The 18,434-nt window shown below is 71.5% G+C and carries 17 protein-coding genes; 5 read left to right on the top strand and 12 right to left on the bottom strand.

The window, feature by feature from the left end; translation table 11 throughout:
- The first annotated feature begins 4 nt into the window (after positions 1–4).
- Both ACFWBQ_RS03770 and ACFWBQ_RS03775 read left to right on the top strand, forming a co-directional pair.
- Positions 5–1,303 (top strand): sensor histidine kinase, encoded by a 1,299-nt coding sequence (locus ACFWBQ_RS03770; RefSeq protein WP_385483529.1) that lies wholly within the window; start codon positions 5–7, stop codon positions 1,301–1,303.
- Entirely contained in the window at positions 1,300–1,968 is a 669-nt protein-coding gene (locus ACFWBQ_RS03775) for a response regulator (protein ID WP_385483530.1), read from the top strand. Before ACFWBQ_RS03770 ends, ACFWBQ_RS03775 begins: the two co-directional genes overlap by 4 nt.
- Before the next feature lie 41 nt (positions 1,969–2,009).
- On the opposite strand, the gene ACFWBQ_RS03780 is transcribed toward ACFWBQ_RS03775, so the two are convergent.
- The 4 genes from ACFWBQ_RS03780 to ACFWBQ_RS03795 all read right to left on the bottom strand — a co-directional run bounded on the left by ACFWBQ_RS03780 (position 2,010) and on the right by ACFWBQ_RS03795 (position 5,833).
- Entirely contained in the window at positions 2,010–3,161 is a 1,152-nt protein-coding gene (locus ACFWBQ_RS03780) for a serine hydrolase domain-containing protein (RefSeq protein WP_385483532.1), read from the bottom strand.
- 94 nt (positions 3,162–3,255) lie between these two features.
- Positions 3,256–3,831: a histidine phosphatase family protein gene (locus ACFWBQ_RS03785; RefSeq protein WP_385483534.1), complete on the bottom strand. Its 576-nt coding sequence runs from the start codon at positions 3,829–3,831 to the stop codon at positions 3,256–3,258.
- A 68-nt stretch (positions 3,832–3,899) separates the two neighbouring features.
- Positions 3,900–4,367: a GNAT family N-acetyltransferase gene (locus ACFWBQ_RS03790; protein WP_385483536.1), complete on the bottom strand. Its 468-nt coding sequence runs from the start codon at positions 4,365–4,367 to the stop codon at positions 3,900–3,902.
- Positions 4,364–5,833 carry a PLP-dependent aminotransferase family protein gene (locus ACFWBQ_RS03795; RefSeq protein ID WP_385483538.1) on the bottom strand — a complete coding sequence of 490 codons (1,470 nt, stop codon included), beginning with the start codon at positions 5,831–5,833 and terminating at the stop codon, positions 4,364–4,366. The genes ACFWBQ_RS03790 and ACFWBQ_RS03795 overlap by 4 nt, the downstream gene beginning before the upstream one ends.
- Here ACFWBQ_RS03795 and ACFWBQ_RS03800 point away from each other — a divergent pair.
- Positions 5,832–6,806 carry a DMT family transporter gene (locus ACFWBQ_RS03800; RefSeq protein ID WP_385483539.1) on the top strand — a complete coding sequence of 325 codons (975 nt, stop codon included), beginning with the start codon at positions 5,832–5,834 and terminating at the stop codon, positions 6,804–6,806. The two genes, ACFWBQ_RS03795 and ACFWBQ_RS03800, sit on opposite strands and share 2 nt — an antisense overlap.
- A 42-nt stretch (positions 6,807–6,848) precedes the next feature.
- Positions 6,849–7,052: a DUF1918 domain-containing protein gene (locus ACFWBQ_RS03805; protein WP_385483541.1), complete on the top strand. Its 204-nt coding sequence runs from the start codon at positions 6,849–6,851 to the stop codon at positions 7,050–7,052.
- A 57-nt stretch (positions 7,053–7,109) separates the two neighbouring features.
- On the opposite strand, the gene ACFWBQ_RS03810 is transcribed toward ACFWBQ_RS03805, so the two are convergent.
- Entirely contained in the window at positions 7,110–8,363 is a 1,254-nt protein-coding gene (locus ACFWBQ_RS03810) for a glycoside hydrolase family 10 protein (RefSeq protein WP_385483543.1), read from the bottom strand.
- Between the two features lie 200 nt (positions 8,364–8,563).
- On the opposite strand from ACFWBQ_RS03810, the gene ACFWBQ_RS03815 reads away from it, so the two are divergent.
- Positions 8,564–9,424 carry a 3-hydroxybutyryl-CoA dehydrogenase gene (locus tag ACFWBQ_RS03815; RefSeq protein WP_385483545.1) on the top strand — a complete coding sequence of 287 codons (861 nt, stop codon included), beginning with the start codon at positions 8,564–8,566 and terminating at the stop codon, positions 9,422–9,424.
- 101 nt (positions 9,425–9,525) lie between these two features.
- Here ACFWBQ_RS03815 and ACFWBQ_RS03820 read toward each other — a convergent pair whose 3' ends face one another.
- The 7 genes from ACFWBQ_RS03820 to rplT form a co-directional block, all read right to left on the bottom strand.
- The gene (locus ACFWBQ_RS03820; RefSeq protein ID WP_385483547.1) at positions 9,526–10,056 is read right to left on the bottom strand and encodes an NUDIX hydrolase; all 531 of its coding nucleotides are present in this window, start codon (positions 10,054–10,056) and stop codon (positions 9,526–9,528) included.
- A gap of 87 nt (positions 10,057–10,143) precedes the next feature.
- A complete protein-coding gene (locus ACFWBQ_RS03825; protein ID WP_385483549.1) occupies positions 10,144–11,484 on the bottom strand; it encodes a transcriptional regulator in 1,341 nt (446 codons plus the stop codon).
- Between the two features lie 441 nt (positions 11,485–11,925).
- The gene (gene pheT, locus ACFWBQ_RS03830) at positions 11,926–14,439 is read right to left on the bottom strand and encodes a phenylalanine--tRNA ligase subunit beta (RefSeq protein WP_385483551.1); all 2,514 of its coding nucleotides are present in this window, start codon (positions 14,437–14,439) and stop codon (positions 11,926–11,928) included.
- Positions 14,439–15,566, bottom strand: coding sequence for a phenylalanine--tRNA ligase subunit alpha (pheS, locus tag ACFWBQ_RS03835; RefSeq protein WP_385483553.1), 1,128 nt, complete (start codon positions 15,564–15,566; stop codon positions 14,439–14,441). The genes pheT and pheS overlap by 1 nt, the downstream gene beginning before the upstream one ends.
- 144 nt (positions 15,567–15,710) lie before the next feature.
- On the bottom strand, positions 15,711–16,865 hold the full coding sequence (locus tag ACFWBQ_RS03840; RefSeq protein ID WP_385483555.1) for an ATP-binding protein: 1,155 nt from the start codon (positions 16,863–16,865) through the stop codon (positions 15,711–15,713).
- 145 nt (positions 16,866–17,010) lie between these two features.
- Complete coding sequence (locus tag ACFWBQ_RS03845; protein WP_385483557.1) at positions 17,011–17,850, bottom strand: TrmH family RNA methyltransferase; 840 nt, start codon at positions 17,848–17,850, stop codon at positions 17,011–17,013.
- A 154-nt stretch (positions 17,851–18,004) separates the two neighbouring features.
- Positions 18,005–18,388, bottom strand: coding sequence for a 50S ribosomal protein L20 (gene rplT, locus ACFWBQ_RS03850; RefSeq protein WP_329212826.1), 384 nt, complete (start codon positions 18,386–18,388; stop codon positions 18,005–18,007).
- Between the last annotated feature and the right edge of the window lie 46 nt (positions 18,389–18,434).

Genomic DNA, 18,434 nt, shown 5'->3' on the forward strand with positions numbered 1-18,434 from the left:
GAACATGACGGGGTGGGCGGGGGCCATGGCGGCCGGACGGCGGCCGGTGGCTGCTCTGCGGAGGCTGCCGCGCACGCTGCGCGAGGATCTGTGGACCACGCCCGTCGATCCGGTACCGCCCGCGGGCCGACCGGACGCACCGATCTGGCGGCCGGTGTTCGGAATGCTGCTGGCGACCGTTGCGTCGGCCATCACCCTCTTCCACGTCTACGACCTGATACCGCACGGCTCCGGCATCCCCGCCTACGCGGTTCTTCTCGCCGTGCTCCAGTCGGCGGCGCTGATCACCGGGATGTCCCGGCCGTTGTACGCCTGGTGGGCGTCGCTGGGTCTCATGGTCGTCAGCGTGCGGCTCGCGGAGCCCGCGCTGGCGCCCGACGAGCTGTTTCCGTGGACGATGCCCGAAATCGCCCTGCAGAGCGGGGCGTTGTTCCTGCTGGCGCTCCGGGTCCATCCGCGCCGGGCCATCACCGCGCTCGTTGTCAGTCTCCTGACGGGGCTGGCCACCACCGCTTTCACCACGCAGGCCCACAACTACGCCCTCGACCGCGCCGCCCTCGTCGTCATCGCGGCCGTCGTGATCGGCATCGCGCTGCGCGCCCTGCGAGTGGCCCGCACGCAGTTGGTGGAGCAGTCGGAGCTGACGGAGGAGGAACGGGCCCGACGCACGCTCCTGGAGGAGCGCAACCGGATCGCGCGCGAACTGCACGACGTGGTCGCCCATCACATGTCCGTGATCTCCATCCAGGCCCAGGTCGCCCCGCACCTGGTGGAGAACCCGTCGGACGAGCTCAAGGAGAACCTCGCGGGCATCCGGGAGAACGCCGTGGAGGCGCTCGCCGAGCTGCGCCGCGTGCTCGGCGTACTGCGCTCCGAGGACGCCCTGGCGGACGGCGTACGGCATGCCCCGCAGCCCACCCTCGACATGCTGCACGAGCTGATCGGGAAGGTACGGGGGGCCGGCATCACCGTCACCACGGAAACGACGGGCACCCGGCGGCCGTTGCCGCCCGGCGTCGAACTGTCGGCGTTCCGCATCGTGCAGGAGGCGCTCAGCAATGTGATGCGGCACGCTCCGGGGGCACGCGCCCGGGTGGAGGTCGGCTACCACACGGCAGCCGTCACGGTCCGGGTCACCAACACCGCCCCGGATGCCCCGCCCGCACGCTCCGGCAGCGTCGGGCACGGGCTGCTCGGAATGAACGAACGCACCGCCATGCTGGGCGGCGAACTCACCCACGGCCGCACCCCCGGCGGGGGCTACGAAGTAGTGGCGACGCTTCCCCTGGAGGAATCCGCATGACCATCCGCGTGCTGATCGCCGACGACCAGATGATGGTCCGTCAGGGATTCACGGTGCTGCTGAACGCCGAGCCCGGCATCGAGGTCGTCGGCCAGGCGCTGGACGGTGTGGACGCGGTCGAGAAGGTCGCCGAACTGGCTCCCGACGTCGTCCTGATGGACATACGGATGCCCCGCCTCGGCGGGATCGACGCCACCCGCCGCATCACCGAAGCGCCCGGAGCCACCGTCAGGGTCCTCGTCCTGACCACCTTCGACCTCGACGAGTACGTGTACGAGGCGCTGCGCGCGGGCGCCTCCGGTTTCCTGCTGAAGGACGCGTCGGCTGCCGAACTCGCTCAGGCGGTACGGGTGGTGGCGGCCGGCGACGCGCTGCTCGCCCCGAACATCACCAAGCGCCTGATCGCCGAGTTCTCCCGGGTGAGCACCGCCCCGCGCGCCCCGAGCAGGGACCGCGTCGGTGATCTCACGGAACGCGAGACCGAGGTTCTGTTCCTCGTCGCGCAGGGGTTGTCCAACGCGGAGATCGCCGGGCGGCTGATCGTGGCGGAGCAGACCGTGAAGACCCATGTGAGCCGGATCCTGGTCAAACTGGGCCTGCGCGACCGGACGCAGGCCGCGGTGTTCGCCTACGAGTCGGGGCTGGTGCGCCCGGCCGGCTACTGACCGGACGCCGCCGCAGGCGACGGGGCCCTCCGTTCGACCCGTCAGAGGGACGCGTACACCGCGTCGATCAGCGCCATCTTGCGGGGGTCGTCGGCGATGTTCGCGCCCATGCGGTTCATGACGTAGCCGAGCGCGATCCCGGCCTCCGGGTCGGCGAGGCCGCAGGAACCGCCCGCCCCGTCGTGTCCGACGGCGCGCGGGTTGGGGCCGTAGGAGGCGTTCGCGCCGCTCAGCCAGAGGCCGAGGCCGAGCTCGGTGTCGTGGGCGAAGCCCGCGCCGAGCACCAGGTCCCGGCAGCTGCCCTGCCCCTCACGGACCCGTTCCGCGGCCTCCTCGGAGAGGATCCGCCGGCCGTCGATGCTGCCTCGTCCGGCGAGGATGCCGTAGAGCGAGGCGACCGCGCGGGCGGTTCCGTGGCCGTTCGCGGCGGGGATCTCCGCGGCCCGCCACTCGGGGGTGTTGGCGGCGGCCGTGCCCGTACCGGGGTTGAGCAGGGAGGCGATGGCCACCGGCTCCATCCGGGCGAAGAGCGCGGCCTGTTCGTGCGAGACCGTCTTCGGCTGGACGAGCTCGGCGACCCGGTCGGCGTCCTTCTCCGGGAGTCCGACGGTGAAGTCGATGTCCAGCGGGCCGGTGATCTCCTGCCGCAGGAACTCCCCGGGCAGCAGGCCGGTGATCCGGCGGACGACCTCGCCGATGAGGAAGCCGTACGAGAGGGCGTGATATCCGGAGCGGGTGCCCGGCTCCCACCACGGTTCGGTCGCGGCGAGGCGGGCCGTGGTCAGCTCCCAGTCGTACAGCTCGGCCAGGGTGTGCGGATCCCGCAGGCCCGCGACGCCCGAGCGGTGCGAGAGCAGATGGCGTACGGGCACGGACTCCTTGCCGGCGGCAGCGAATTCGGGCCAGTACGCGGCTACGGGAGCGTCCAGGTCGAGGAGGCCGCGGTCGACGAGTATGTGGGCGCAGAGCGCGATGGGGCCCTTCGTCGTGGACCACACGTTGACGAGGGTGTCCCGCTCCCACGGACGGGTCCGGTCCTTGTCGGCCCAGCCGCCCCAGAGGTCCACCACCGGGGAACCGTCGACGAGGACGGTGACAGCCGCACCCAGTTCGTCGCGCTCCTCGAAGTTCGCCGCGAACGCGTCGCGGACCGTGGCGAACCGGTCGTCGCAGTGGCCATGGAAGTGCGGCACGGATCACTCCTCGTCTCGGGAGCCCTCACCGTACCGACTGGTCGGACTGGCGGGAAGAAGCCGTACTCGGGGTTCCTTCGACCGAGAGGTTCTGTCAGTGCGGAAGCGCTTCGAGGCTCAGGCTCCAGCGGCCGGGCGCTCCGGTGAGCGTGACGGTGGAGAGCGGGCGGACGTCGACGTTCCAGTACGTCGACGGCGGGGCCTTGAGCGCGTAGACCAGGGCGGCACGGACGACGGCGGGTTCGGCGACGGCGACGATGGAGCCGTCGCACGCCGGACGGGTGTCGAGCCAGCCGCCTATCCGGGAGATGAAGGCGAGCAGCGGTTCGCCGCCGTGCGGGGCGGAGCGCGGGTCGGCGAGCCAGGCGTCGACGGCGGCGGGCTCCCTGGCGGCCACATCCGCGAGTGTCAGGCCCCGCCAACGCCCCATGTCGCAGTCGCGCAGCGCGGGCTGGGCCATGGGGGCGAAGCCGAGGGCGTCACCGGTGGCGCGGCTGCGCGGTGTGGGCGAGCAGTAGCGCAGCTCGGCCGCGGCGAGCGGCACCAGGGCGTGCGCGGCGAGCTGCACCTCGTGCCAGCCCGTGTGGTCGAGCGGCCGGTCGTCGTCGAAACGCTCGGCGAGCAGGGCGGAGCTGCGCGCTGCGGCGACCAGTGAGACGCGAACACTCATGGGCGCGATCGTGGAGCCGAACGCCGCGCCGGTCAAGAGGGCGGCGCGGCGGATACAAGCGCTTCCGGTCAGCTCAGCTGGAGGGCCATCCACTTTCCCGGCACTTCGAGCGGGGCGAAGCCGACCTTCGCGTAGACCCCGTGGGCGTCGTCCGTGGCGAGGAGGAACCTGCGCACACCCGCCGGGGCCAGCCGGTCCCGGACCTCGGTGACGAGCCGGGTGCCCAGTCCGCGGCCTCGGGCCGCGCGGTCGACGTACACGTCGCAGATCCAGGCGAACGAGGCGTGGTCGGTCACCACCCGGGCGAAGGCGGCCTGTTCACCCGAGGTGACGTCGTACGCACCGAAGTTGAGGGAACCGGCCATCGCACGGTCCTGCTGCTCGCGGGTGCGGCCCAGGGCCCAGTAGGCGTCCGTGGAGAGCCAGTGGTGAATGCGGGCAGGGTTCAGCCGGGAGGGGTCGCTGGAGATCTCGTAACGCCGCTCGGAGGTGTCGGCAAGGGCGGCGTCGGCAACGGAGGCGTCGGCATCATTCATGCGCGCAGGCTATCCGCCGGGCTCCGGCGGTCGAACAGCTCGTCGCAGGCGGTACGCAGTCTCCGTACGCCTTCGGCGATCTCCGCGGGGCCGGCGACCGCGGCGAAGCTCAGCCTGATGTGACCGGCCGGGGGCTCGGCGCAGTGGTACGGGCGGCCGGGGGCGACGGCGACGCCGGCCCGCAGGGCGGCGGCGACCAGGACGGCCTCGTCGGCCCCCGGCCCGGGGAGTCTGAGCCAGAGAGTGCCGCCGCCCGACGGCACGTGGGGCAGGGCGAGCTCGGGCAGCCGGCTGCGGACCGCGGCGGTGATCGCGGTGCGGCGGCTGCCGAGCTCGGCGGCCACCGCACGCAGATGACGCCCCCAGGCCGGGGAGCCGACCAGTTCGAGCGCGGCCTCCTGGAGCGGGCGGGGCACGAAGAAGCTGTCGACGACCTGGATGGCCCGCAGGCGCTCCAGGACGGGACCGCGGGCTGCCAGCGCACCGACGCGCAGACTCGGCGAGGTGACCTTGGTGAGGGAGCAGACGTGGACGACGACACCGTCCTGGTCGTGTGCCACCAGGGGGGCGGGCAGCGGGCCGGCGTCCTCGTGGGCGAGGCGGCGGGCGAAGTCGTCCTCGACGACGAAGGCGCCCGCATCCCGGGCTGTCCGCACGATCTGCGCGCGCCTCTCCGGCCCGAGGACCGCGCCGGTCGGGTTCTGGAAGAGCGGCTGGCAGACGAAAACCCGCGCCCCGGTGGCACGGAAGGCGGCGGCCAGCAGGTCGGGGCGTACGCCGTCGGTGTCCACGGGCACGGGCACCGGCCGCAGCCCGGTGGCGCGGGCGGCGGCCAGCATGCCGGGATAGGTGGGGGATTCGACGAGAACGGGGGCGCCGGGTGGGGCGAGAGCCCTCAGCGCGGTGGCCAGCGCACTCTGGCCGCCGGCGGTGATCAGGACGTCGGCACCGGTGAGCGTGCCGCCGATCTCGCGGGCGAACCAGGCGCGGAGATCGCTCAGCCCGTCGGTGGGCGGTCTCCCCCAGGCTCCGGGGCGGCGGCCGGCCCTGGCCAGCGCGTCGGCCATGGCCCGCTCGGGCTGGAGCGAGGGATGGAGGTAGCCGCCGTTGAACTCGATGATTCCGGGCCGCGGTGCGGCGAGCGTGACGAGGACTCCGGAGGCGTCGACGGTGCGCGGCACGACTTCGGGTCCGCTGTCGCCGCTGAGCGAGACCTCCTGCCAGGACGTGTCGCCCGGCGCGGGGACGTCGGTGCGGGGCTCGGCCCGGAAGGCGCCGGAGCCGGGCCGGGTGACCACCAGGCCTTCGGCGGCGAGCTGGGCGACGGCCCGGGAGACGGTCACGGGGCTCACCCGGAAGCGTTCGACGAGAGCTCGGCTGGATGGGAGCTTTCCACCAGGTGAGTAGCGGTTGAGCTCCTCCCGCAGAGAACTCACCAGCTCTGCCACACTGCTACGCTCGTGCATGACAGCACAGGATAGCGCTATTGCGCCCACCACGATAGCGGCCGCCGGACGTACGGGCCGTGGCGGCGTCCTGCTCGCCGGGCTCGGCGTCCTCGCCTTCTCGCTGACCTTTCCGTCCACCGCGTGGGGGCTGGAGAGCTTCGGCCCCTGGTCCCTGGTCGCGCTGCGCAGCCTGCTCGCCGCGCTCATCGCGGGCGGCTTCCTGCTCGCGGGCCGGGTCCCGGTGCCGGACCGCCGCCACTGGGGCGGCCTCGCGGTCGTCGCGGGCGGTGTGGTGGTCGGGTTCCCCCTGCTGACGACGCTCGCCCTGCAGACCTCCACGACCTCGCACGCGGCCGTGGTGGTGGGGCTGCTGCCTCTGACGACCGCGCTCCTCGCGTCGCTGCGCACCGGCTCCCGTCAGCCCCGCGCCTTCTGGGTCGCCGCGCTCGCCGGTGCCGCCGTGGTGATCCTCTTCACGGTCCAGCAGAGCGGCGGGGTCCTCTCGCGCGGCGATCTGTACCTGTTCGGCGCACTGCTGGTCTGCGCGGCGGGGTACACGGAGGGCGGCAGGCTCGCCGGTGTCATGCCGGGCTGGCAGGTGATCGGCTGGGCGCTGGTCCTCTGCCTGCCGCTCACCGTGGCGGGCGTGGCCGTGGCGCTGCCCTTCGAGCCGGTGCGGATCACCGCGCACGGGGTGATCGGACTGGTGTGGGTCGCGACGGTGTCGACCTTCCTCGGCCTGTACGTCTGGTACCGCGGCATGGCGGAGATCGGGGTCGCGCGGGCGAGCCAGCTCCAGCTGGCACAGCCGCTGCTCACCCTGGTCTGGTCGTTCCTCGCGCTCGGCGAGCAGGTGCCCGCCGCCGCCCCGGTGGCGTCGGTGGCCGTGCTGGTGTGCATCGCCGTCACCCAGCGCGCGGGCAGGGGTGCGGGCCGCTCCGGGGCCCGCGGGGCGGTCCGTACGAGAGGCGGCTCCGGCATCCGGTCATAGACTTGTCGACATGGATCGCCACCCCTGAGGAGGTCACTCCCGATGGAGGCACATGCGGGCGACCGGCTGCTGACGCACGGCAGGACCGTGGGACAGCACGACCGGGTCGCAGAGATCATCGAAGTGCTCGGTGACGGAGGCAACCCCCCGTACCGTCTGCGCTTCAAGGACGGGCATGAGTCGATCATGTCCCCCGGCCCCGACAGCGTCGTCCAGCACACCGCCCCCGAGGACCGGGACCGGTAGCCGAGCCGTGCGCGTGCTCCGGAGACCTGTGCGGGTCTCCGGAGGACGCGTCCGGGTTCAGCACGGTGGGCGGACCCGCACCTGGTAGTGGTCGGCGACCACGCGGGCCATGGCTCCGATCGTGTCGGCCTTCACGTGCCGCGCGGAGAAGTAGACGTGGCCGCCCACCTCCGGGTGGCCGGCGTCGAGGTCGAGGTGGCGGGAGAGTTCGGCCGGGTCCTGCCAGGCGGCGGGCTGGGCAGGGTCGCCGGCCTTGTAGAGCGCCTCCCCCACGTACAGACCGACACCCGTGCCGCGGACGGTCTCGGCCCACCAGGGCAGCAGCTTCGCGTAGTCGGCGGCGGCGAAGCCGATGTTCCAGTAGATCTGCGGGCAGATGTAGTCGATCCAGCCCTCCTTCACCCACTTCCGGGTGTCGGCGTGCAGATCGTCGTACGTCTGCACACCGGCCCTGGTGTCCGAACCCAGCGGATCGGTCGCGGCATTGCGCCACACCCCGAAGGGGCTGATCCCGAAGCGGACGGCCGGCTTGATCTCCTTGATCCGTTCGGCCGTTCCGCTGACGAGCCGGTCGATGTTGTCCCGGCGCCAGGAGGCCCTGTCCGGGAAGTCCGCGCCGTACTGCTCGTACGCGGCGTCGTCGGCGAAGACCTGTCCCGCCACCGGATAGGGGTAGAAGTAGTCGTCCCAGTGGACCCCGTCGATGTCGTAGCGGCTGACCGCATCGAGCATCGCGTCCTGGACGAACTCCTGGACCTCGGGGAGCCCCGGGTTGTAGTAGAGCTTCCCGCCGTAGGGCAGGACCCAGTCCGGATGCAGCCTGGCCGGGTGGGTGGCAGCGAGCCGGGAGGGGTCCGTGTGATTCGCCACCCGGTACGGGTTGAACCAGGCATGCAGCTCCAGACCGCGGGCGTGCGCCTCCCGCACCGCCGTCCCCAGCGGGTCCCAGCCCGGATCCTTGCCCTGCACCCCGGTGAGGCACTGCGCCCACGGCTCGTAGGGAGAGGGCCACAGTGCGTCGGCGGTCGGCCGCACCTGAAGGACCACGGCGTTCAGCCGCAGCTCGACCGCACGGTCCAGATGGGCGGTCAGTTCCGCCTGCTGGGCCGCGGCGGTCAGGCCGGGGGCCGAGGGCCAGTCCAGATTGGCGACCGTGGCGATCCACACACCGCGCAGCTCGCCCGCAGCGGCCCTGCGGCGCCTGGGTGCCGAGCCCGGCCGGGGCGTCGCGACCGCGGCACCCGCCGTCACCAGCGCGGCCACCAGCGCGGCCGTGCTCATCGCAAAGGATCTTCGACCTGTATGCCGCATTCCTCACACCTTTCGTCCGCCTGTTCCCGGTCTCACTCCGGCAATGGTCAGTGACGCAGATCATGCCCGCCCCCGGAGCTCCCGACCCGCAGGTCACGGCGCCCGGATCGCGGAGTAACGTCGTGGGGTCGAGGCGGGCACCGGAATCAGACGGGAACTGCCGCACGAAGATCAGCGAAAGGCACGAGGTGACGGACTCTATGGCCGACATTGCACGCGTCGGAGTGGTGGGCTGTGGCCAGATGGGCGCAGGCATCGCGGAGGTGTGCGCCCGCAGCGGCCTCGAGGTCATGGTGGCCGAGACCACCGGCGAGGCGCTGGAGATAGGGCGTACCCGGCTCCACAACTCCCTCTCGAAGGCCGCCGAACGCGGCAAGATCACCGAGGCGGAGCGCGACGAGACACTCGGCCGCCTCAGCTTCACCACCGACCTCGGTGAGTTCGCGGACCGCGATCTCGTCATCGAGGCCGTCGTGGAGAACGAGCAGGTCAAGACCGAGATCTTCCAGGTGCTCGACCAGGTGGTGACCCGGCCGGACGCGATCCTCGCCTCGAACACCTCCTCCATCCCGCTGGTGAAGCTGGCCGTGGCGACCTCCCGGCCGGACCAGGTCATCGGCATCCACTTCTTCAATCCGGCCCCGGTGCAGCGGCTCGTCGAGCTGATCCCCGCGCTGACGACGTCCGACGAGACGATAAAGCGCGCCGAAGCCGTGGTGCAGGACGTGCTCGGCAAGCATCCGATCCGCGCCCAGGACCGGTCCGGTTTCGTCGTCAACGCCCTGCTGATCCCGTACCTGCTCTCCGCGATCCGGATGTTCGAGTCGGGCATCGCCAGCCGCGAGGACATCGACAACGGCATGGAGATGGGCTGCGCCCACCCGATGGGCCCGCTGAAGCTCGCGGACCTGATCGGCCTGGACACCGTGGCCTCGGTCGCCGACTCGATGTACGCGGAGTACAAGGAGCCGCTGTACGCCGCTCCCCCGCTGCTCCAGCGGATGGTCGACGCGGGCCGGCTCGGCCGGAAGACGGGCTCGGGCTTCTACCCGTACGACTGAAATTCCACGGCGCCGCGCCCGTGCGCGAGGCTCGGTGCGTGTACGTGAAAAGGGCCGGCCGGGACGTCCCGGCCGGCCTTTCGCGTGTCCGTACGTACTGCTCAGCCCAGCTGCATGTGATGGAGCAGCAGCAGACCGGCGGCCATATTGGCAGCCGGGATCTCGCCGCGCGCGATCATGTCGGGCACGAGCTTGAGCGGTATCCACTCACGGCGCGAGGACTCGAAGCCGTCCTCCGGGGGGCCGGTGTACGTCGCCTCCCGCGTCCAGAAGAGATGGTGCCGGGAGTCGATGAGGCCGTTGGCCGGCTCCACGGTCATCAGCGGGCGCAGCTCGCCCGGGCGCCAGCCGGTCTCCTCCTCCATCTCCCGGGCGGCCCCGGCGGCGATGTCCTCACCGTCCTCGACGACACCCGCGGCGAGCTCCCAGCCCCAGCTGTCGGTGATGAACCGGTGCCGCCACAGCAGGAGTACCTCGTTCGCCTCGTTGACGACCGTCGCTGCGGCAACCGGCCGCAGCCGGATGAGGAAGTGTTCGAGATGCCGGCCGTCAGGGAGGACGACATCTGCCAGATTGACCCGGAACCAGCGGTTCTCATACACAGTCTGTTCGCCTAAGTTCATCCACTGCACAGTTTTGCCACCTTCCGACTGGTCGATGGCAACATCGGAGCAGGGTCAGCCCCGCAAGGGAACGTGCGGAGGCACCTCGGGCGAAGCTCACAGAGGCACGCGCAGCGCCCCGTCGATGAGGCCGGCCGCCGCTTCGGCGTCCGCGCAACCGCTCGCGGCCAGATGTTCCCGCACGGAGCGCAGCCGGTCGCGCAGCCGCCGGGATTCCATGCCCCGGGCGCGTTCGGCCATTTCCGAGGCGGTGCCGGCGGCCTTGTCCGCCTCTCCCTGGAGCAGTTGCAGATGGGTGAGCATCGCCAGCCTGTGCACGGTGCCGCGGTCGTGCGCCGGGGAGCGTACGGCCGCCGTGGCGTGCTCCCTGGCCCCGGCGAGATCCCCGAGACGGAGCAGCGCCTCCGCCACCTGGATGTTGACGAGGCCCGGCTGCACGTATCCGGTCTCGTCCGGTTCATGGCCGGGGTGGATGCGGCCGTCCTGGGACTCGGCGCGGCGGATGCATTCCAGGGCGCTTCGGTGGTCGCCGAGCTGTGCGTAGGCCTTGGCCTGCATCGCGTACAGGTCGGCTGCCAGTGCCGGGGTGATGTGTGAGCCCGCGGCCCGCAGCGCCGCCTCGGCGAACGCGACGGACCGGCGGTAGTCGGCCAGGAACAGCGACTGGTTGACCAGCAGCGCGATCACATAGCCACCGAGCCCCCGGTCCCCGCTGGCCTTTGCGAGGCGCAGCGCCTGGTGGAAGTAGCGCTGCGCGAGTCCATGGGCGTCGGAGTCGTAGGCGCAGATACCTGCGACGGCCACCAGCCCGCCCGTCGCACGGTGCAGTTGGCGGCCCATGGCGTCGCTGTACCCGCCGCGCAGCAGCGGTGCGGTCTCGGCGTTGAGGAAGCCGACGATGCGGGCCCTGGTCGCGATGCCGCCCGCTTTTCGGTACATCTGTTCGTAATGGGCGCGGGCCGCACGGAGCATCGCTATGTCGGCCATGCTCACGCGGGACGGCCCGGGGCGGGACACATCGGCGTCCTCGGGCGGGTTCTCCCACTCCCAGACCGGCATCACCGCTGTCGTACCGGTGACGGCGGGAGCGCTGACGAGATGCGGGCGCTGCTGTTCGTCGGAGCGCCACAGGGCGGTGGCGTGCTCGACGAATCCCGGGAGGGTCGAGCTGTGCGCGACCGTGTGCATCCCGCTGATCCCCATACCGATGTCGTCGAGCGTGACCGGCCGGTCCAGCCGGCTGCCGAGGACTTCGCAGATCAGGTCCGGCACCTGACCGCGCGGGCGCTGGCCCTTGAGCCAGCGGGAGACCGCGGTGTGTTCGTACCGCAGGCACAGGCCGCGGGTGCGGCCGGCCTGGTTGACATGGCCGGCGAGCCCTGCGCGGGACACACCCGCCTCGTCGATCAGGGATTCGAGCAGGACGTTGGGCTCCATTGCCCCCCCATGTGCGCGTCGCAATGACCCTAGTGGAGCACGATTCACACGGGGTGTGAACGGAATGCCCGAACCATCCTGCTGTGCGCTCTGCCGCGCCGGGGCACCGGTCGCTTGAATGAGTGCCTCGCAAGAGGCGGCCGGGTCGTCGGCTCCCCCTCGTAAAGTTCGACGACCCGCACCCGCGCCGTCCGTTCTGCCGACCTGCCCGACACTCCGTGGCAGGGCGGACGGCGCCGGATCGCACGACCTACTGCCCCGATGAAGGAGGGTGGCTGCGGGTCCGGCCGGACCGGGGTTCCCCCCGGCGCCGTCCCGGGGCCCGCGTGCGGTCCTCGTGTCGCCGGGCGAGACAGAAGAAGGGGCGTATCCGGTGGCCGGATACGCCCCTCCTCACTGTGCGCGAGTCGTCCCGTCCGCGAAGGCCGGGCGCGTCGGGTGCTACGCGCCGCGCAGCACCGCGCCCGTGCGCTCGGCGGCCAGGGCAACCGCGGTGTCGCGGGCCGCGGAGGCCTCCTCGACGGTGAGCGTGCGGTCGGTGGCGCGGAACCGCAGCGCGTACGCCAGGGACTTCTTTCCCTCGCCGAGCTGGTCACCGGTGAAGACGTCGAACAGCCGCAGCGATTCGAGGAGGTCACCGGCGCCTTCGCGCAGCGCCTTCTCGACCGCGTCGGCGGACACGTCCTGACCGACGACGAGCGCCACGTCCTGGGTCGCCACCGGGAAGGTGGAGATCCGCGGCGCCTGGAGGGCACCGTCGACGGCCTGCTCCAGGACGTCGAGCTCGACCTCCATGGCGCAGGTGCGCTCCGGCAGGTGGAGCCCCTTGATGACGCGGGGGTGCAGCTCGCCCGCGTGTCCGAAGAGGGTCTCCTCGCCGTTCACCGTGACGTACAGCGCGGCACAGCGGCCGGGGTGCCACGGGGCGTGCTGATCGCCGCGGACGGTCAGCTCGACGCCCGCCTCACGGGCGATCGTGCGTGCCGCCTCGACGGAGTCCGCCCAGTCGGCGGGACGGCCCTTGCCCCACCAGCCGGCCTGCTCGCGGGCGCCCGCGAGGACGACGGCGGCGCGGCGCGGCTGGCGCGGGAGTGCCGCGTCGAGACCGGCGATCTCCTCGTCGGTGGGACGGCGGTCGACGGGCAGCCGTACGGCCTTCGTCTCCTCGCCGGACGGCCTGAAGACCAGGCCCGTCTCGAAGAGCGCGAGGTCGTGGCTGCCGCGTCCGTCGTTGCGCCGCAGTGCGCCGAGCAGGCCCGGCAGCAGCGTGGTGCGCAGCGCGGGCTCCTCGTCGGACAGCGGGTTGACGAGCGTGACCGTACGGCGGCGTGCGTCGTCCTTGTCCAGGCCGAGCTGGTCGAGGGCGGCGTCGCCGATGAACGGGTAGCTGAGCGCCTCGACGTAACCGGCACCGGCAAGTGCCCGGCCGATGCGCCGGTGCAGCCGCTGGCGGTCGGTGAGCCCCCGGCCGGACGGCGGCGTCGGCAGCGTGGACGGGAGGTTCTCGTAGCCCTCGAGCCGGATGACCTCTTCGGCCAGGTCGTTCGGAGCGGCGAGGTCGGGGCGCCAGGACGGCACCGTGACGATCAGCTCGTCCTGCCCGTAGACATCGCAGCCGACCTGCTGGAGGCGGCGTACGACGGTCTCGCGGCCGTAGGCGACACCGGCCACCCTGTCGGGGTGATCGGCGGGCATGGCGATGGTGCGGGGTGCGGACGGGGCGCTGATCTCGGTGACGCCCGACTCCGCGGTGCCGCCCGCGAGCAGGACCAGCAGGTCGACGGTGCGCTGTGCGGCAGCGGCTGCGGCCTGCGGGTCGACGCCGCGTTCGAAGCGCTTGGACGCCTCCGAGGACAGCTTGTGGCGGCGCGCGGTCCGGGCGATCGAGATCGCGTCGAAGTGCGCGGCCTCGATGACGACCTCGGTCGTGCCGGCCTCCTCGGCCTGCACGTCGGCGATCTCCGTGTCGGCACCGCCCATGACGCCCGCGAGACCGATCGGCCCGCGGTCGTCGGTGATGACCAGGTCCTGGGCATCCAGGACGCGCACGGTGCCGTCGAGCGTGGTGAGCTTCTCGCCCTGCTGGGCGCGGCGCACCCCGATCGTGCCCTCGACACGGGTGCGGTCGTAGGCGTGCAGCGGCTGGCCGAGCTCGAGCATCACGTAGTTGGTGATGTCGACAGCGAGCGAGATCGGGCGCATCCCGGCCTTCTGCAGCCTGCGCTGCATCCAGATCGGGGAGCGCGCCTCGGGCTGCAGACCGACCACGGTGCGCGCGGTGAAGCGGGAGCAGCCGATCGGGTCGGCGACCTTCACCGGGTAGCCGTACGCGTTCGGCGCGGGCACGTCCAGGAGCGCCGGGTCGCGCAGCGGCAGGCCGTAGGCGATGGCGGTCTCGCGGGCGACGCCGCGCATCGAGAGGCAGTAGCCGCGGTCGGGCGTGACGGCGATGTCGAGGACCTCGTCGACGAGCTGGAGCAGCTCGATCGCGTCGGTGCCGACCTCGTGCTCCGGCGGGAGCACGATGATGCCGTGCGTGCCGTCGTCGCCCATGCCGAGCTCGTCGGTGGAGCAGATCATGCCGTGCGAGGTCCTGCCGTACGTCTTGCGCGCGGCGATCGCGAAGTCCCCGGGCAGGACGGCACCCGGGAGGACGACGACGACCTTGTCGCCGACGGAGAAGTTACGGGCGCCGCAGACGATCTCCTGCGGCTCACCCGTGCCGTTGGCGGTGCCGACGTTCACCGTGCAGAAGCGGATGGGCTTCTTGAAGTCCTCCAGCTCCTCGATCGTCAGTACCTGTCCGACGACCAGGGGGCCCTTGAGGCCCGCGCCGATCTGCTCGACGGTCTCTACCTCGAGGCCCACGGCGACGAGCTTGGCCTGTACGTCACGGCCGGTCTCGGTCGCCGGCAGGTCGACGTACTCCCGCAGCCAGGAAAGCGGGACGCGCATCAGATCTCCATCCCGAACGGCCGGGTGAACCGGACGTCACCCTCGACCATGTCTCGCATGTCTTCGACGTTGTGGCGGAACATCAGCATCCGCTCGATGCCGAACCCGAAGGCGAATCCGCTGTACTTCTGGGGGTCGACACCGCAGGCGACGAGCACCTTGGGGTTGACCATGCCGCAGCCGCCGAGCTCGATCCAGCCCTCGCTGCCGCAGGTGCGGCAGGGGCGGTCCGGGTTGCCGACGGACTCGCCGCGGCAGACGTAGCAGACCATGTCCATCTCGGCGGACGGCTCGGTGAACGGGAAGAAGTTCGGCCGCAGCCGGGTCTTCATGTCCGGACCGAAGAGTGCCTGGACCATGTGGTCGAGGGTGCCCTTGAGGTCGGCCATGGTGAGGCCCTCGTCGACGGCGAGCAGCTCGATCTGGTGGAAGACCGGGGTGTGTGTCGCGTCGAGCTCGTCGGTGCGGTAGACCCTGCCGGGGCAGACCACGTAGACGGGGGGCTTGCGGCTGAGCAGGGAGCGGGCCTGGACCGGCGAGGTGTGCGTACGCAGCACGACACCGGACTCGTCGCTCCTGGCACCGTCGGCGCCCTGGACGAAGAAGGTGTCCTGCATCTGCCGGGCCGGGTGGTCGGGCACGAAGTTCAGGGCGTCGAAGTTGAACCACTCCGCCTCGACCTCGGGGCCTTCCGCGATCTCGTAGCCCATGGCGACGAAGACGTCGGCGACGCGCTCCATGATGGTCGTGAGGGGGTGGCGCGCACCGGCCGGGATGCGGTCGTAGGGCAGCGTGACGTCCACGGCCTCCTCGACGAGCACACGGGCGTCACGCTCGGCCTCCAGCTCCGTCTGGCGGGCGGCGAGGGCCTTGGAGACGGCGCCGCGGGCCTGGCCCACGCGCTTGCCCGCCTCGGCCTTGGCCTGCGGCGGCAGGGCGCCGATCTCGCGGTTGGCGAGCGAGAGGGGCGAGGTACCACCGGTGTGCGCGGTCTTCGCCTGGGCGAGCGCGTCGAGGTCGCCGGCAGCGGCGAAGGCGGCGAACGCCTCGTCCCGCATGCGCTCGATCTCATCCGGTTTCAGTGCCTCGACCTCGACTGGGTCGTACGACTTGTTCGGTGCCGACATCTCTTCCCGTGCTTCCGATTGGCTGATACTGCGCTGAACCGGGGAAACCCCGGACCCTGCGGCCCCTGGCTCGACGACTGAGGACGCAAAGGTGCCAAAAGTCGAGTCTAAGGCCGGGGAGAGGCGAAGAAGCCCGTGGGCCGCTCAGGCCAGGTAGGCCGGGGCGCTCACAGGCAGGATAAATCGGAACTCGGCGCCGCCGCCGGGCCCCCGGTCGACGGTGATCGTGCCACCGTGCGCCTCGACGATGCCCTTGACGATGTAGAGGCCCAGACCGGTCCCGCCGCGCTTGCTTCCCCGCCAGAAGCGGGTGAAGACGCGGCCCATCGACTCCTCGGGGATGCCGGGACCTTCGTCGCTCACGGTGACTGCCGTTCCGCTCTCGTCGCTCTTCCCCGGTGCGGGTGCAGGGGCGATCTCAATAGTGACGGTTCCCTCTCCGTGGCGCACCGCGTTTTCCAGGAGGTTGCCCAGGACCTGGTCGACCTTGTCCGGGTCGGCCCAGAGGTCGGGCAGCGGCTGCCGGGTGCGTACGAGGAAGCGGTCCGGCGCCTGTCCGTTCGCGGTGAGGGCCTGGACGTGGCGTTCGACGGCGGCGGAGATGTCCACGGGCTGACGGCGCAGCTCCAGCCGCCCGGAGTCGATACGGGAGATGTCGAGCAGCTCCGCGATGAGCCGGTTGACGCGGTTGGCGTCGGCGTCGACGGTCTCCAGCATGAGCCGCTTCTGGTCGTCGGTGAACCGCTCCCATTTGGCCAGCAGCGTCGCTGTGAACCCTTTGACCGAGGTCAGTGGGGAGCGCAGCTCGTGGGCCACGGTGGCGATCAGCTCGGCGTGGCTGCGCTCGGTGCGGCGGCGGGCCTCGGTGCCGCGCAGCGAGACGACCAGCCGGCGGACCGGGCCGGTCGGGACGTCGCGGACATACCGCGCGGAGACCAGGACCTCACGGCCGCCCGGGAGCAGCAGATTCCGCTCGGGCTGTCCGACCCTGGTGGCGAGGCCTCCGTACGGGTCGGTCAGGGTCCACCAGCGGCGGCCCTTGAGGTCTTCGAGGGGCAGTGCGTTTTCGAGGGGGTGGCCCAGGGCTGCTGCCCGCGGTGTGGCGGTGATCCTGGCCGCGGCCGAGTTGAAACAGATGATCCGGCCGCTCTCGTCGGCGACGACGAGACCGTCGGGCAGGTCGTCCGGATCGATGCCCGTCGCCGCGTCCCCGATGATGCCGCTCGTACCGTCCCCGTCGTCGATGGCGCGCACGGCGGCCGTGTGTGTCTGATGCGGCCTGCTCATGCCGACAGCCATATTCCCGTACCCCACCTCTCGAACCGGTGCAGTGGGCCCCCGAGTTCGTTACCCTACTAGGCGCCGGACGGCGAGCGACACCCCGAGGGAGCGCACCGGCGGGTGTGGCTTGGATCGATCGGTGGAGGTCCGGTACCCGGTCGGCTCAGCCGGTGTGCCGCGGGCGCTGGGCACGTGCGGAGGCGTAGAGGCACACGGCGGCGGCCGTGGCGAGATTGAGGCTCTCCGCCCTGCCGTGGATCGGGACCCGGACGACGGCATCGGCCAGTGCCCGGGTCTCCTCCGGCAGGCCCCATGCCTCGTTGCCGAACACCCAGGCGGTGGGCCCGCCCATGGTGCCGGCGTCGAGCTCGTCGTCGAGGTCGTCCGCGCCCGCTCCGTCGGCCGCCAGGATGCGCACGCCGGCGTCCCGCAGCCCCTGAACGGCCTGCTCGACGGGAACACCGACGGCGACCGGCAGGTGGAAGAGCGAGCCGACGGAGGCACGGACGGATTTGGGGTTGTACAGGTCCACGGACGCGTCGGTGAGCACGACGGCGTCTGCACCCGCGGCATCGGCGCAGCGCAGCACCGTACCGGCGTTCCCGGGGTCACGTACGTGGGCGAGTACGGCGACCAATGTGGGCTTCGCGGCGAGGATCTCCTCGAAGGGCGAGTCCAGGAAGCGGCAGACACCGATCAGGCCCTGCGGGGTGACGGTCTGGGAGACGTCGGCCAGCACGTCGCTGTCCGCGAGATGCACCCGGGCGCCCGCCGCGTGGGCGGCGTCGATGATGTCGGCGTACCGGTCGGCGGCTTCGACGGTGGCGAAGAGCTCGGTCAGCGTGGGCTCGCCGTCGCTGCCCCGGTGCGCCGCGGCCTCCCGCACGGCCTGCGGCCCCTCGGCGATGAACCTGCGCTCCTTGCCGCGGAAGTTGCGCCTGGCCAGCCGTCGTGCGGCGGCGACGCGCGGCGACCGCGCGGAGATCAGTTCGGGGGTGCCCATGGTCGGCGGCGAGCCTCTCTGCGTAACTCTGCTTCTCTGCGTACGTTTCTCTGCGTACGGATGACTACGTACACAGAGCCTCCTGCAACGCACCGGACCCGCAGACGGCTAGCGCCTGCGGGTCCGGCTCATACACCTGGAAGAACTGCCTGGATCAGGCGGCCTTCGGGGCGTTGACGTCGCTCGGGAGGGCCTTCTGAGCGACCTCGACGAGGGCGGCGAACGCGTTGGCGTCGTTGACCGCGAGCTCGGCCAGGATCTTGCGGTCCACCTCGATGTTGGCGGCGTTCAGACCCTGGATGAGGCGGTTGTACGTCATGCCGTTCTGGCGGGCAGCGGCGTTGATGCGCTGGATCCACAGCCGACGGAAGTCGCCCTTGCGCTTCTTGCGGTCGTTGTAGTTGTAGACCAGGGAGTGGGTGACCTGCTCCTTGGCCTTGCGGTACAGGCGCGAACGCTGACCGCGGTAACCCTTGGCGGCCTCGAGGATCGCCCGGCGCTTCTTGTGGGCGTTTACTGCCCGCTTGACGCGTGCCACTTTTAACTCCTTACAGCGGGGCCGTGGTTGGACTCACACGGCCCGG

The organism is Streptomyces sp. NPDC060035 (assembly GCF_042736635.1).
Taxonomy (GTDB): domain Bacteria; phylum Actinomycetota; class Actinomycetes; order Streptomycetales; family Streptomycetaceae; genus Streptomyces.

Coding starts and splice junctions, on each gene's coding strand:
- ACFWBQ_RS03790 (WP_385483536.1), bottom strand. CDS start 4,367: ATGAATGATGCCGACGCCTCCGTTGCCGACGCCGCCCTTGCCGACACC.
- ACFWBQ_RS03810 (WP_385483543.1), bottom strand. CDS start 8,363: ATGCGGCATACAGGTCGAAGATCCTTTGCGATGAGCACGGCCGCGCTG.
- ACFWBQ_RS03845 (WP_385483557.1), bottom strand. CDS start 17,850: ATGGGCACCCCCGAACTGATCTCCGCGCGGTCGCCGCGCGTCGCCGCC.
- ACFWBQ_RS03775 (WP_385483530.1), top strand. CDS start 1,300: ATGACCATCCGCGTGCTGATCGCCGACGACCAGATGATGGTCCGTCAG.
- pheS (WP_385483553.1), bottom strand. CDS start 15,566: ATGTCGGCACCGAACAAGTCGTACGACCCAGTCGAGGTCGAGGCACTG.
- ACFWBQ_RS03840 (WP_385483555.1), bottom strand. CDS start 16,865: ATGGCTGTCGGCATGAGCAGGCCGCATCAGACACACACGGCCGCCGTG.
- ACFWBQ_RS03805 (WP_385483541.1), top strand. CDS start 6,849: ATGGAGGCACATGCGGGCGACCGGCTGCTGACGCACGGCAGGACCGTG.
- ACFWBQ_RS03825 (WP_385483549.1), bottom strand. CDS start 11,484: ATGGAGCCCAACGTCCTGCTCGAATCCCTGATCGACGAGGCGGGTGTG.
- ACFWBQ_RS03770 (WP_385483529.1), top strand. CDS start 5: ATGACGGGGTGGGCGGGGGCCATGGCGGCCGGACGGCGGCCGGTGGCT.
- ACFWBQ_RS03800 (WP_385483539.1), top strand. CDS start 5,832: ATGACAGCACAGGATAGCGCTATTGCGCCCACCACGATAGCGGCCGCC.
- ACFWBQ_RS03795 (WP_385483538.1), bottom strand. CDS start 5,833: ATGCACGAGCGTAGCAGTGTGGCAGAGCTGGTGAGTTCTCTGCGGGAG.
- ACFWBQ_RS03785 (WP_385483534.1), bottom strand. CDS start 3,831: ATGAGTGTTCGCGTCTCACTGGTCGCCGCAGCGCGCAGCTCCGCCCTG.
- ACFWBQ_RS03815 (WP_385483545.1), top strand. CDS start 8,564: ATGGCCGACATTGCACGCGTCGGAGTGGTGGGCTGTGGCCAGATGGGC.
- pheT (WP_385483551.1), bottom strand. CDS start 14,439: ATGCGCGTCCCGCTTTCCTGGCTGCGGGAGTACGTCGACCTGCCGGCG.